Annotated in this window: 7 protein-coding genes; 1 reads left to right on the top strand and 6 read right to left on the bottom strand. The window is 65.4% G+C overall.

Annotation, left to right across the window (positions count from 1 at the left end; genetic code table 11):
- Window positions 1–652: 652 nt before the first annotated feature.
- Window positions 653–1,696, bottom strand: coding sequence for a helix-turn-helix domain-containing protein (locus tag AKL29_RS18715; protein ID WP_160321761.1), 1,044 nt, complete (start codon window positions 1,694–1,696; stop codon window positions 653–655).
- 457 nt (window positions 1,697–2,153) lie between these two features.
- Here AKL29_RS18715 and AKL29_RS45055 point away from each other — a divergent pair, with 457 nt between their 5' ends.
- Window positions 2,154–6,128, top strand: coding sequence for an autotransporter outer membrane beta-barrel domain-containing protein (locus AKL29_RS45055; RefSeq protein WP_244482156.1), 3,975 nt, complete (start codon window positions 2,154–2,156; stop codon window positions 6,126–6,128).
- Between the two features lie 674 nt (window positions 6,129–6,802).
- Here AKL29_RS45055 and AKL29_RS18705 read toward each other — a convergent pair.
- The 5 genes from AKL29_RS18705 to AKL29_RS18685 all read right to left on the bottom strand — a co-directional run bounded on the left by AKL29_RS18705 (window position 6,803) and on the right by AKL29_RS18685 (window position 14,302).
- Window positions 6,803–7,582: an alpha/beta fold hydrolase gene (locus AKL29_RS18705; protein WP_050385148.1), complete on the bottom strand. Its 780-nt coding sequence runs from the start codon at window positions 7,580–7,582 to the stop codon at window positions 6,803–6,805.
- Between the two features lie 4 nt (window positions 7,583–7,586).
- Window positions 7,587–8,882: an O-acetylhomoserine aminocarboxypropyltransferase gene (locus AKL29_RS18700; RefSeq protein ID WP_028334375.1), complete on the bottom strand. Its 1,296-nt coding sequence runs from the start codon at window positions 8,880–8,882 to the stop codon at window positions 7,587–7,589.
- A 44-nt stretch (window positions 8,883–8,926) separates the two neighbouring features.
- A complete protein-coding gene (gene pncB / locus AKL29_RS18695; protein ID WP_028334374.1) occupies window positions 8,927–10,231 on the bottom strand; it encodes a nicotinate phosphoribosyltransferase in 1,305 nt (434 codons plus the stop codon).
- 61 nt (window positions 10,232–10,292) lie between these two features.
- Window positions 10,293–13,835, bottom strand: a complete 3,543-nt coding sequence (locus tag AKL29_RS18690) for a molybdopterin cofactor-binding domain-containing protein (RefSeq protein ID WP_050385147.1) — start codon at window positions 13,833–13,835, stop codon at window positions 10,293–10,295.
- Window positions 13,835–14,302: a (2Fe-2S)-binding protein gene (locus tag AKL29_RS18685; protein WP_050385146.1), complete on the bottom strand. Its 468-nt coding sequence runs from the start codon at window positions 14,300–14,302 to the stop codon at window positions 13,835–13,837. The genes AKL29_RS18690 and AKL29_RS18685 overlap by 1 nt, the downstream gene beginning before the upstream one ends.
- Window positions 14,303–14,499 lie beyond the last annotated feature (197 nt).

Here is a 14,499-nt window from a genome sequence, read left to right as displayed (position 1 = left end):
CCCTGCTCCTTTGCATGGGGTTGTTTTCGACATTTTGGGGGCGCTCACCTTCCAAGGAAGGTCTCCGACGTCCCAGCGGCCGTGGCGGCCGAGGGCACTTCGAATGATATCAGACCCTCATGGTGAGGAGCCGCCAACGGGTCCGCGCAAAGCGCGGCCCGATGACAGGCTCCGCGGCGTCTCGAACCACGAGGCCCCGACTGTGGCCTCATCCTTCGAGACGCGCTACGCGCTCCTCAAGATGAGGGGTGAGCGTTGAGCGCGAGGATATTACCGCAGCGCCGCCAGCAGCTCGTCGGGCTGCTCGTCCGTCATCATGTGGCCGACACCAGCGAGCACCACGGTGCGGGCGTTCGGCGTCGCGGCATCTTCCGCCAAACAGCGCCTTCGCCGTCCGACGCGTGCCGCAAGCAGCCGTTTGGAAATTCTTTCCGATCGCCTGCGTGGCCGTGCGCGTAAGCGCTTTTGGCTGCACGATCCGTGTGGACCGACCAGGCCGGGCGTGTGCCCATAAACGCGCAAAATGTCGGGTCTTGGGGGGCGAAGCGGAAATCTTGTGGTCGTCCTGAGCTTTACCGCTTGTGACCCTGGAGCGGACGCCGAACTTTTCGGGCTGGCAACCGCGCCGCTGGAAGCGGAAAGCGAGGGCGGTTCAGCGCCCACCTGTGTCGAGGCCGAGAAGCCAGCGGCTCATGGTCCCGAAACCGGCCTCGCCGGAAAACACGACATCGGCAAATTCGGCGCGTTCAAGTGCTTCGCGCATTTCCGTGGGAGGCAGGCCAAAGGCCTGGCGAAAAGCGCGGCTGAACACCGAGATGCTGCCGAAACCGCACCGAGCAGCGATGACGCCGATGCGCTGGTGGGCGTGCGCCGGATCTGTGATCAATTGATGCGCGCGCCCCAATCGACGCTGTTGGATATAAGAGCTAACGCCGCCCATCGGTTCGAACGTTCGATAAAGTTTCGCGCGCGATACGCCAAGCTTGCGGCATATGAACTCCGGTCCCAGTTCCGGGTCATGCAGGTTCGCCTCGATAAATCGCCGGAAGCTAACCATCGATGCGGCGGATTCGGACCGCGCGATCACGTCCCGACCGTTGGCCGACGGTCCCGCGAACGCGGCAATGAGCGCCGCGGTTCCGTTCACCGCCGCGCGGCCATCCGCCAGACTCAGCGCCGAGGCTTCCGCGAACAACGTCTGAAGATGACCGACCAGCATCGCGTTCAGCGGATTCTTCTTTTGCAGCACCCGTCCGTGAAGGCCGTCGAGGTCGGCGAGGTACGGTTGAAGCGCATCGCGCGGCAGTATGAGTGTGAGGCTCTCGTAGTTGGGAGAGCGCAGGGAACTGGGGCGCGACAGGTCGAGAAAACAAACGTCTCCGGCGCGAACCTCGGCGGCGCGTCCCTCGGCGTCGAACGCACATCCGCCTTCCGCGTAGACAACGAGCGAGATGTTGTCGACGCCGCTACGCGCGATCAACGGCGCCGTCCGTTCAAACGTGGCGGCCGACGAACGGCCGGAGACGATGGCGACGTCCGCAAACTGATAGCTGGTCATTTGGACCGCGAAGGAGGAGCGCGCCTCAGCATCCGCGGCGTCCAGCGCGAATAGAGGAGACATGCCGCCGCGCCAGAGATCGAATTCGCGCGCGTTGCCCGGCGCGACTGACAGGTCCAAGCGGAATTGAGACGGCATCCTGCCACGCATCCGAGTCGCCGACCGCTTCAAGGAACTCTCCATTTGATTTCTGTGCTCAGCGTGCCGCGCGAGCTCTCGGTTTGCAAGGCGTCTCATTCTGTTGATCCAGTGTCTCATTCCCGCGGCTCAACCTCTCCGGCCGCAGACCTCAGTGCGGTCGCGCCAAAGATTGCAAGTCGCGGATTGGCTGGGGGAATTGGAGATTTGTTCAGGTCGTTTCGCGGTCCGCGCTGGGAGCAAGCGTCGCTCAGCAAATGGTGTCATCGGTTGCTGTTGCAACCCGGCTACATCCCGAGTCTGTCGCCTTGCCTATATTTCCCGCGTTGGCTGGTTTTTCAAAAGTTTGCTCGGGGAAGCGAGAATGCTTGAGCGTCAATTGTCCGCGTTCATTTCCATCGTGGTCTCCTCAAGGGTTGTCGTTTTCAGGGGGCGGGCGTCAGCTCAGGATCTGCCGGTGGCCGACCACGGCAGGATGCTGCGATCGGAGCGCCGGGCGTGCAGGCGTGCATTGCGCGCTGCGCTGCTCGCATCGACGTGCCTCGGCGTCATCGCGATGTTTGCCCCGGACGCCGCGCAAGCCGTCGACGGCACCTGGAACGGCCCCGGGGGTGAGTGGACCACGGGCGTCAACTGGAGCTCCACGCCGACCGTTCCTGACGGCAGCGCGACCTTCGCCAACAATGGCGCCCCCACCTCGGTGACCATCAGCGCCAGTACATCGATCAACACGATCCAGTTCGGCGCAGGCGTGCCGGCCTACAGTTTTATCCTTCAGGGGAATGGTACTACGTTGACCGTCACCGGCACCGGCATCGTCAACAATTCCGCATCTGCACCGAGCTTCACCAACAACGCCATCTTTCTTTTCTCCGGCACGAGCACCGCCGGCAACGCCACTATCACCGACAACGGCACCGTTCGGTTCCTCGATACGAGCACCGCCGGCAACGCCGCCATCAACATCAACAGCGGCGCCCAACTTCAATTCTTCAACACGAGCACGGGCGGCAACGCCACCATCACCAACAACAGCAACCTCGACTTCTTCAACTCGAGCAGCGCTGGCAACGCCACCATCATCAACAACTACAATTTTCGATTCGCCGATACGAGCACCGCCGGCAACGCCACGATCACCAACAACGCCGGCGGCCTTTCGTTTGCAAACACGAGCACGGCCGGCAGCGCCAGCATCACCAACAACACCATTCTCAACTTCAACGGCTCGAGCAGCGCCGGCAACGCCACCATCATCAACAACGGCGGTGGCACCCTCAACTTCAACGGCACCAGCACTGCTGGTAACGCCGGCATCACCAACAACAGCATCATCCAGTTCTTCGGCACCAGCACGGCCGGCACCGCCACCATCAATAACTCCCTCGCCAACCTGTCCTTCTTCAACAACAGCTCGGCCGGCAGTGCCACCATCACCAACAACTTCGGTATCGAGTTCAACGACAGCAGCACGGCCGGCACCGCGGTCATCACCAACAACGGCGCGGGCGTACTCAACTTCCACGGCACCAGCACCGTTGGCAACGCCACTCTCACCAACAACGCCCTTACGCAGTTTTTCGACACCAGCACGGCAGGCAGCGCCGGCATCACCAACAACGGCAGCCTCAACTTCAACGGCGCCAGCACTGCCGGCAGCGCCGCCATCACCAACACAGTTACCGGCAGCGTCGGTTTCGCCGGCGCCAGCTCGGCCGGCAGCGCCACCATCATCAACGACACCGGCGCAACGGTCAATTTCGCCAGCACCGGCAGCGCCGGAAATGCCACCATCACCAACCAGGGCACCGTTGGTTTCTTCAACACCAGCACGGCGGGCAGCGCCTCCATCGCCAACACCATCACCAACAGCGGCGTCCTGTTTTTCGCCGACACCAGCACGGCGGGCAGCGCCACGATCGCCAACACCCTGGGAATTGTGGAATTCCGCAACGGCAGCACGGCGGGCAGCGCCACCATCACCAACGGCTCCCTCCTGAATTTCAGGAACAGCAGTACGGCCGGCGGCGCCACCATCACCAACAGCGGTACCCTGGGATTCCGCGACACCAGCACGGCCGACAACGCCACCGTCACCAACAATAACCTCACCCAGTTCTTCAACACCAGCACGGCAGGTAGCGGCAGCATCACCAATAACGGCCGCCTCAATTTTAACGGCACCAGCACTGCCGGCAACGCCGCCATCACCAACAACGCCGGCGCCATGGTCAATTTCCTCAACACCAGCGGCGCCGGCAAGGCCACCGTCACCAGCTACGGCAGCCTGACATTCTCCAACAGCAGCACGGCGGGCAGCGCCGCCATCACCAGCAGCTTCGTCGTGCTCTTCTCCGACACAAGCACGGCGGACAACGCCACCATCACCAGCAACTCCTTCCTCCGCTTTTTCGACACCAGCACGGCCGGCAACGCCACCATCACCAACAATGGCAGCCTTCGGTTCGTCAATACGAGCACGGGCGGCACGGCGCGGCTCATCAACGGCGCGGGCGGGAGCATCGATCTGTCGTTGCTCACCAGTGCCGGCATCACGGCGGGCTCGATCGAGGGTGCGGGCACCATCAGCCTCGGCTCGAAGAACCTGCAGGCGGGCGGCAACAACCTGGCGACCACATTCTCCGGCGTTCTGCAGGATGGAGGTTTCGGCGGCGGCAGCGGCGGCTCGCTCACCAAGACCGGGACGGGCACACTGACGCTCGCGGGCGTCAACACCTATACCGGTGCGACCGCCGTCGACGGCGGCACCTTGATCGTGGACGGCTCGATCGCCAGTTCGGCCCTGACGGTGAACGCCGGTGCTACGCTCGGCGGCAGCGGCACGGTGGGCAATACCACGATCAATGGCGGCACGCTGGCGCCCGGCAACTCGATCGGCACGCTGACCGTGCAGGGCAATCTGGTGTTCACGTCGGCTGCGAGCTACCTGGTCGAGGTCTCGCCGGCGAGCGCCGACCGCACCAATGTGGCAGGCACGGCGACGCTCGGTGGCGCCACCGTGCGCGCGACGTTTGCGGCTGGCACCTACGTCGCCAAACAATACACGATCGTCAATGCCACCGGCGGCGTGATCGGCACATTCAGTTCGCTGGTGAACACCAACCTTCCGTCGGGCTTTACCCCGAGCCTGAGCTACGACGGCAACAACGCCTATCTCGATCTTGCGCTCAATTTTACGCCGCCGAACGGTCCAACGCCGCCGGACTTCGGCAGCGGCTTGAACGTCAACCAGCGGAACGTCGGCAACGCGCTGATCAATTTCTTCAATACCACCGGCGGCATTCCGCTGGTGTTTGGCGCATTAACGCCGGCAGGCCTGACGCAGCTGTCCGGCGAGATCGGCACCGGCGCGCAGCAGACGACGTTCAACGCCATGAACCAGTTCATGGGCGTGATCAGCGATCCTTTCATCACCGGGCGCGGCGATCCCATCAGTGGGGGCGGAAGTCCGAATGCCTATGCCGACGAGAGCATGGCCTATGCCGCCAAGGGCAGTGGCCGCGCCAGGAGCGAGCGCGACGCTTACGCTGCGCTCTACACCAAGGCGCCACCGCTGCAGCCTTCCTTCGAGCAGCGCTGGAGCGTGTGGGCGGCCGGTTTTGGCGGATCGCAGCGGACCGACGGCAATACGGTCGTCGGCTCCAACGATACCCGGAGCAGCGTCTATGGCGTGGCCGTCGGCGCCGACTACCGCTTCTCGCCGAACACCATCGCGGGGTTCGCGCTGGCCGGCGGCGGCACCAATTTCAGCGTCAACAATCTCGGCAGCGGCCGCTCCGACCTGTTCCAGGCCGGCGGCTTCATCCGGCACAATGTCGGGCCGGCCTATATCACCGGCGCGCTTGCCTATGGCTGGCAGGACATCACCACCGATCGTTTCGTCACGGTGGCCGGCGTCGATCAGTTGCGCGCGCAGTTCAATGCCAATGCCTGGTCGGGGCGTGTCGAGAGCGGCTATCGCTTCGTCGCGCAGGGTTTTGGCATCACGCCATATGCGGCCGGGCAGTTCACCACCTTCGACCTGCCGACCTACTCCGAGCAGGCGATCGTCGGCAGCAACACCTTTGCGCTGGCCTATAATTCGAAGAGCGTCACCGATACGCGCAGCGAGCTCGGCCTGCGCGCCGACAAATCCTTCGCCATGCCGGACGGCATCCTCACCTTGCGCGGCCGCGCCGCCTGGGCACACGGCTTCAATCCGGATCGGAGCATCGCCGCGACATTCCAGACGCTGCCGGGCGCCAGCTTTGTCGTGAACGGCGCAGCGATGGCGTCCGACTCCGCACTGGTGACCGCCGCGGTCGAGAAGAAATGGCTGAACGGCTGGTCGGCGGCGGCGACCTTCGAGGGTGAGTTCTCCAACGTCACGCGCTCCTACGCCGGCAAGGGCGTCGTGCGCTACACGTGGTGAGCGTAACGGCAGCTACTTGCAGTTCTGCTCATGGCCCCTCTCGGACTTTCGACAATGTCCGCTTTCGCGCTCCTGTCAGGGCCATAGCAGACACCCAACGCGTGTGATCCGAGCCGCTTCGATTTATGAGTACACGCCCTGGCTCGTGATTGTCGATCATCTCCACGTCCTCCGGACCCGCGTCGATTCACCGGAACGCGGCCCGCCATTGGTCATTGATACGGTTCGCGTGCTTATCCGCCAAGTCGCCTTGCAGTGGCATGGTGGGTGAGAATTTTCGGCCGCGATCGCGACGGACGCGTACACTGTTGCGCAGGCAGCGGGACGCTCGCAGAAATTCGGAATAATAGAAGATATCGCTGATTTGCCCGACACGTCAAGTTGCTTGTCCGGGTGCCGGCGGCCGCCCTGCTCCTTTGCATGGGGTTGTTTTCGATATTTTGGGGTGATGGCAGCAAAGGGCACTTCGAATGCGAGAGCATCGGAGCCGGCTGAGGGGTGCGCCTTGATATCAGACCCTCATGGTGAGGAGCCGCCAACGGGTCCGCGCAAAGCGCGGCCCGATGACAGGCTCCGCGGCGTCTCGAACCACGAGGCCCTGACTGTGGCCTCATCCTTCGAGACGCGCGTTCCGCGCTCCTCAGGATGAGGGGTGAGCGTTGAGCGCGAGGATATTACCGCAACGCCGCCAGCAGTTCGTCGGGCTGCTCGACCATCATCATGTGGCCGGCACCCGGCAGCACGACGGTGCGGGCGTTCGGCGTCGCGGCAGCGAGTGTCTTGCCGGCCTTGGCCGGCGTCATCATGTCGCGTTCGCCGAGGACGAAGGTCGCGGGCACCTTGACCGCGGCAGCAGCCGTGAGTGCGTTCTGGTAGGCGTTGCAGGCGTTGAGGTCGTTGTACAGCACGCCCGGCTTCGCCTCCTGCAGTACCCGCTGCGCGCCCTGATGCATCCACAGGCCCGGCGCGAGGCTGCCGCCGAGCTCGGCCTTGAAGCCGAGGCCCCAGATCGAGACCATGTCGATCGCGGCGACGTCATTGGCCTCGGCGGCCTTCAGGAGATCGGGGCCGACCGTCATGGTCGCGGCGGTGCCGATCAGCGCGATGCCTGAAACTTTGTCGGGATGCCGCGCCGAGGTTTCGATCGCGATCAGCGAGCCCATCGAGTGGCCGATCAGCCGGGCCTTCGATGCGCCGGCGGCCGTGATCAACGCGGCGATCCAGTCAGCCATCTCCGCGATGGTCGGCAGCGGCTTGCCGGCGGAGCGGCCATGGCCCGGCAGGTCCGGCGCCAGCACGGAAAAGCCGTGATGGGCGAACCAGCGGCTGTGCAGCGCCCAGGTCGAGGAATCGAAGCCGGCGCCGTGGATCATCACCACCGCCGGCAGCGACGGATCGAACGGCTTGCCGCCGGTCGCGATGAAGGTGTCTGATCCGTTCACGGAAAGCTGCATGGCCCTAAGTCCTTTGCGAGGCGCGTAGCGCCTGGCCGAGATCGTCGATGATGTCCTGCGCGGTTTCGATGCCGACCGACAGCCGCACCAGCTCCTCGCCGATGCCGGCGGCCTTGAGCTGCTCGGCGTCCATCTGCTGATGCGTGGTGCTGGCGGGATGGATCACCAGCGTCTTGGCGTCGCCGACATTGGCGAGATGGCTGATCAGCTTCAGGGACTCGATGAACTTCTTGCCGGCGGCGCGGCCGCCCTTGATGCCGAAGCTGACGATCGAGCCGGCGCCGCGCGGCAGCAGTTTCTTGGCCAGCGCGTAGTCCGGATGCGTCTCAAGCGACGGATGCAGCACCCAGTCGACCGCCTTGTTCGCGGCGAGGGCGTCCAGCACCGCATGGGTGTTGCTGACGTGACGGTCCATGCGGACGCCGAGCGTCTCGATGCCCTGCAGCAGCTGGAACGCATTGGTCGGCGACAGGCAGGCGCCGAAATCGCGCAGGCCCTCGGTGCGGGCGCGCATGATGAAGGCGGCCTTGCCGAACTGCTCGTCGAAGACGATGCCGTGATAACCGGCATAGGGCTCGGTGAGCTGCGGGAATTTGCCGGAGGCGCGCCAGTCGAACCGCCCGCCGTCGACGATGACGCCGCCGATCGCGATGCCGTGGCCGCCCATCCACTTGGTCGCCGAGTTCATCGCGATGTCGGCGCCGAGCTCGATCGGCTGGCTGAGATAGGGCGTCGCGAAGGTGTTGTCTATCAAGAGCGGAATCTTCGCATCGTGCGCGATCTGTGCCACCGCGGGGATATCGAGCACCTCGAGGCCGGGATTGCCGATGGTCTCACCGATCACGAGGCGGGTGTTCGGCTTGATCGCGGCGCGGAAGTCGTCGAGCGCACGCGGCTTCACGAAGGTCGTGGTGATGCCGAACCGCGGCAGCGTGTGCGCCAGCAGGTTGATGGTGCCGCCATAGAGCGAGGCGGAGGCGACGATGTGGTCGCCGGCATTGAGCAGCGTCGCGATCGCAAGATGCATCGCGGCCATGCCGCTGGCGGTGCAGATCGCGCCGACGCCGCATTCGAGCGCGGCGATGCGCTCTTCCAGCACGGCCGTCGTTGGATTCGAGATGCGAGTGTAGATGTGGCCGGCACGCTCCAGGTTGAACAGCGCCGCGGCATGATCGGCATCCTGGAACACGTAGGACGTGGTCTGATAGATCGGAACCGCGCGCGCGCCGGTCGCGGGATCGGGGCGCTGGCCGGCGTGCAGGCTCAGGGTTTCGAAGGCTGGCGGCTTGGGTGCGGGCATGCGAAACTCGTCAGGTCAGTCGATGGAGTGATATCTGTGCCGGTTTAGACGTGAACTGCGGTGCGAACACGGCCGACATTGCCGAACACGCGCAAATAGCGCTCGACCTCGGACGGGATGCCGGTCGCCTTCTCCGGATTGTCGGAGAGTTTCACGGCCGGGCGTCCGTCGACCGACGTCACCTTGCAGACGATCGAGATCGGGTCGAGTTCGGCGGTGCCGTCGGGCGCGCAGCCGACGAAATCGTTGGTGAGGTTGGTGCCCCAGCCGAAGCTGACGCGCACGCGTCCCTTGAAATGATGGAACGTCTCCTCGATCGAGCCGACATCCATCGCGTCGGAGAACACCAGCAGCTTCTCCTTGGGATCGCGGCCCTTCTGCTTCCACCATTTGATGATCTCTTCGCCGGCCGTGATCGGCGGCGCGCTGTCGGGACGAAAGCCGGTCCAGTCGGCGACCCAATCGGGCGCGTCGCGCAGGAACGGTTTTGTCCCGAAGGCATCGGGCAGCGCGATCAGCAGGTTGCCGCCATAGGTGTGGCGCCACTGATCGAGGATGCGATAGGGCGCCCAGCGCAGCGCCTCGTCGTCATTGGCGAGCGCGGCGGCGACCATCGGCAGTTCATGCGCGTTGGTGCCGATCGCCTCGAGGTCGTTGTCCATCGCGAGCAGCACGTTCGACGTTCCCGTGAAGGAGGGGCCGAGACCTTCCTTCACCGCCTCGACGCACCAGCGCTGCCAGAGGAAGCCATGGCGGCGGCGTGTGCCGAAATCGGACAGCCGCAAGCCGTCCAGCTTGCGCAGCCGCTCGACCTTGGCCCACAGCTTGGCCTTGGCGCGCGCATAGAGCACGTCGAGCGCGAAGCGGCCGTAGGTCTTGGTCGCCGCGCGCGAGCGCAGCTCGTTGAGGATCGCGAGCGCCGGGATCTCCCACATCGTGGTGTGGGTCCACGGCCCGTGGAAATGCAGCTCGTACTGGCCGTCGACCTTGTGCAGCTCGTATTCGGGCAGCCGGAAGGTCGAGAGCCAGTTGATGAAGTCGGGCGAGAACATCTGGGTCTTGCCGTAGAACGTGTTACCGGCGAGCCAGATCAGCTCCTTCTTGGTGAAGCGGATGGTGCGGGCGTGGTCGAGCTGGGCACGCAGCTCGGCCTCGTCGATGACCTCGGCAAGCCGGATATGGGTCGAGCGGTTGATCACCGAAAAGGTCGTGCGGGTGTCCGGATAGCATTCCCGGATCATCTGCTGCATCAACAGCTTGTAGAAATCGGTGTCCAGCAGGCTGCGCACGATCGGGTCGAGCCGCCAGCCGTGGTTGTAGGTCCGGGTCGCGATATCTGTCACGGTCATGCGGGAACCTTAGCCTGCCGGGCGCCGCCCGCCCAGTGGGTATCGGGCGGAACATGGCAGGTCAGCGCGCTATGGTCTGCCGTATACGGCCGACGGTGGCGGTGACATCGGCCCAGGCCGGCTTATCAGGCGCAAATTGCCGCCGGAGGAAGGTGACGAGCTCGGCGACCTGGCGGTCGCTCATGCTGTCCTTGAATGCCGGCATGTAGCCCAGATCGGTCACGGCCGGCTTGGCGATGCCGTGCAGGATCACCTGGATCAGGTTATCAGGCACGTTGCTGTGCAGATTGCTGTTCAGCGCCAGCGACGGCCGGCTGCCGAACAGCGGCGGGCCGCCGACCTCATGGCAGACCGCGCAGGCGCCTTGATAGATCCGCGCCCCCGCCGAGGCCGCGGTGGTGACGACGGTGCCGGCTTCGAGCTTCGCGGCAATGGCATCGTGGGCCGGCCGATCGGTGGTCTCGTTGAACGAGGCGAGGTAGACCGCCATCGCGCGGATGTCCTGGTCGGGCAGCGCGGCGAGCTCCTGCACGACCGGCGCCATCGGGCCCGCGGCGACGCCGTGCAGGCGGGACTCGCCGGTGCGCAAATAGGCGTAGAGCTCGTCCTCGCTCCAGGGGATCGGCGCTTTCGACAGCGACGTCAGTGCCGGTGCCTCCCAGCCCTCGGCGAAGCCGCCGGCGAGATAGGCGCTTTGCCGCTCGGCGCCGAGCGCATTGCGCGGCGAGTGGCAGGTGCTGCAATGGCCGAGACCTTCGATCAGATAGGCGCCGCGATTCCAGATCGCTGACTTCGATGGATCGGGCTGGAATGCCTGCCTCTGATGGAACAGCGCATTCCAGCCGGCGAGCAGCGGCCGAAAATTGAACGGGAAGGCAAGCGTATTCGCCGGCGTCTCGGCGCGCCGCGGCGCCTGCGCCATCAGATAGGCATAGAGCGCCTGCAGGTCGGCATCACTGGTCCTGGCGAAGTGCGTGTACGGAAACGCCGGATAGAGGTGGTGTCCGTCGCGATGGATGCCCTCGCGCATCGCGCGCTCGAACGCGGGATAGGACCAGGCGCCGATGCCGGTGTCGACATCGGGTGTGATGTTGGTGGTGAAGATGGTGCCGAACGGCGTCTCCAGCGGCCGACCGCCGACGTTCAGGACACCGTGCTCCGAGGTGTGGCAGACGGCGCAGGCGCCGAGCGCTGCAAGCTCCTTGCCACGGGCGATCGTCGCAGCGGAATAGACCGAGGCGTCGGGCCGGGCGATCGGTGCGATCGCGCGCCACGGCAGCACGGCCGCGCCGATGCCGATCGCCGCTGCGCAGAGTGCGGCAATGCCGGCGAGCACGCCGCCGCGCTTTGCAAACGGATTCTGCCATCTGTTGCGGTCAGCGGTTTGCGCAGGCGGCGAGAGCGGGGCGGGCGCGACCGGTTGCTCGCCGCGCAATCCCTTCAAAATGAGCTCTGGCGTGAACGGCAATTCGCGGAAGCGCACGCCGGTCGCGTCATAGATCGCGTTGGCGATCGCGGCGGCGCTCGGCACCGAGGCGGACTCGCCGACGCCGAGCGGCGGCTGGTCCTGCCGCGGCAGCATCAGCACGTCGATCTTGGGCAGCTCAGGAAACTTGATGATGGGGTAGGCACCCCATTCCCGCGCCGTCACCGCGCCGCGCTCGAAGGACACTTCCTCCATCAGCGCGCGGCTGGTCGACTGGATCACGTTGCCTTCGATCTGGTGCCGTACGCCCTCCGGATTGATCATCAATCCGGAATCCTGGCCGGCGACGACGCGGGTCACGCTGACATCGCCGGTCGCCTTGTTGACGGCGACATCGGCGATCCATGCCGACCATGCCGCGCCGTAACCGGGAAACTTGCTGTGCACGTAGAGCGCATAGGCAAAGCCGCGGCCGCGCACGATATCGCCGTCCGCCTCAGGCTCTTTCCACACCGGGCGCGGTGTCCAGCCGGCGCGCTCGGCGACCGCGTTGACGAGATCAATCGCGCGCTTATCCCTGAGATAGCGCAGCCGGTACTCGATCGGATCGACCTCGGCCTCCGCCGCAAGCTCGTCGATGTAGGATTCATGCGCAAAGGTGTTCGGCAGCGCCGAGACGCCGCGAAACCATGACGCGCGCACGATCGGCGGCATGTCGTTGGCGACCACGCGCATGTTCTCGAAATCGTAAGGCGGGATCGCGGTGCGGTCGCCCATCTCGAACACCGCCGCTTCGGGCGCGATCCGCCCGGTGAGCAGCAGCGCCAGTGTCGGCGCGCCGTTCGAGGGATAGCGCGTCGAAAAATCGTAACCCGCAACGCTGCCGTCGGCGTTGAGCCCGCCATTGACGTCCATCAGCTGCGCGGTGCCCTTCGGCTCCCAGGCATGTTCCTGCTCGCGGGTGAGCTGGACGCGCACCGGGCGGCCGACCGCGCGCGACAGCAGCAATGCATCGGCGGAGACATCGTCGGCGCAGTTGCGGCCGTAGCAGCCGGCGGCCTCCATCCGGATCACGTCGATCTCGGATTCCGGCCGCTGGATCAGCAGCGCGAGGTCGCCGCGCAGGATGTGCGGGTTCTGGGTGCCGGACCAGACCCGGATCGCGCCCTCGGTGTAATCGGCAACCGCGCAGGACGGGCCGATCGAGCCGTGCATCTGGTAGGGCCAGAGATAAGTCCGCTGCATCGGCTTGTCGGCCGCCTTGATCGCGGCGTCGACGTCGCCCTTGTCGATCAGCTGGCGCGGCGTCGAGGGATTGGCGCGCAGCGCTCGCTCCACGTCGGCAAGATCGGTCAGCGCCGGCCCCGGCTTCCAGCTCACCTTGAGCTGCGCGGCCGCCTTGATCGCATTCTCCTCGCGCTCGGCGACGACGCCGACGAAATCGCCGATCCGCACCACCGCGACGAGGCCCGGAATATCGCGCACCGAAGCTTCATCGACCGCGATCAGGCTGGTGCCGACGAACGGACCGGTATCGACGCCGGCGTAAGGCGGGCGGACCACGCGGCCGTGCAGCATGCCGGGCACGCGCACATCGTGGACATAGACGAGCTCGCCGGTGGCCTTCGCCGGCACGTCGACGCGCGGCACCGACTTGCCGACGACCGAATAGGCGCTCACGGCCTTGACCGGAACGTTTTCCGCGAGCTCGAGCCGGATGGTCTCGTCCGCGATCAGCTCGCCATAGGTGATGCTGCGGTTGTCGTGGCCGCGGATCAGGCCGTCCTCGATCGTGAGGTTACTCGCCGGCAGCTCAAGCCGCTCGGCCGCGCGTGCGAGCAAGAAGTGTCGCGCTTGCGCGGCGGCCTTGCGCAGGGGAACGGCGGTGATCTGGATGGTCTCGCTCGCGATCGTCGCGCCCTGGTTCGGCACCACGGCGGTGTTGCCGAGGATCACGACGACGCGGGCAAAGGAGACGTCGAGCTCTTCGGCAACGATCTGTCCGAGCGCGGTGCGGATGCCGGTGCCGAGGTCGACATGGCCATTATAGGCATTGATCGTGCCGTCGGCCGTGATGGTGATGAAGGTCTCGAACGCGCCTTCCGCGCCCAGCACCGCAGGGCGGACGACCGACAGCGAGCCGCGCCGGCGTTGCTCGGGAGCCCGTGCGTCGACCATCAATCGCGCGCCTCGAGCGCGTGACCGGCCGCGCGCATCGCCGCGCGGACGATCTCGATATGCGCGCCGCAGCGGCAGAGGTTGTAGCGCAGCGCCTCCAGTACCTCATGCTCGGACGGAGTTGGATTGCGCGCCAGCAAGGCCTTGGTGGTGATGATCATGCCGTTGAGGCAATAGCCGCACTGCGCGGCCTGTTCGCGGATGAAGGCATCCTGCACGGGATCGGGATGCTCGCGGCTGCCGAGGCCTTCGAGCGTGACGATGCTGCGCCCCGCGCAGCCTTCGATCGGAATCACGCAGGCGCGCGCGGCGACGCCGTCGATCAGCACCGCGCAAGCGCCGCATTCGCCGAGCCCGCAGCCATATTTCGGTCCGTTCAATTCGAGGTCGTTGCGCAGCACGTAAAGCAATGCGGTGTCGGGAGCGGCGTCGACATCATGATTCCTGCCGTTCACGGTCAGGCGCATTGCCCCGGTTCTCCCCTGATGTTTTGCGCTGCAACGTCAGCGTCGGATCGCTGACGAGGATAACGTTTGTATACAAACGTGCAAGCGGCGGCATGCCGCGCTGCAGCGCGTGCCCGCTTTATGAACAGGGTGCGCAAGCGAAGGGCAGGGTTTGATTGCAAAGGCCGCTTGACAGCTCCCGGGCTCGCGCGCAGGAT

Source organism: Bradyrhizobium pachyrhizi (genome assembly GCF_001189245.1).
In the GTDB taxonomy this organism is placed as follows: Bacteria; Pseudomonadota; Alphaproteobacteria; order Rhizobiales; family Xanthobacteraceae; genus Bradyrhizobium; species Bradyrhizobium pachyrhizi.
The sequence above is the reverse complement of the archived record's forward strand: the minus strand, read 5'-3'. Positions and strand labels throughout refer to the sequence as shown.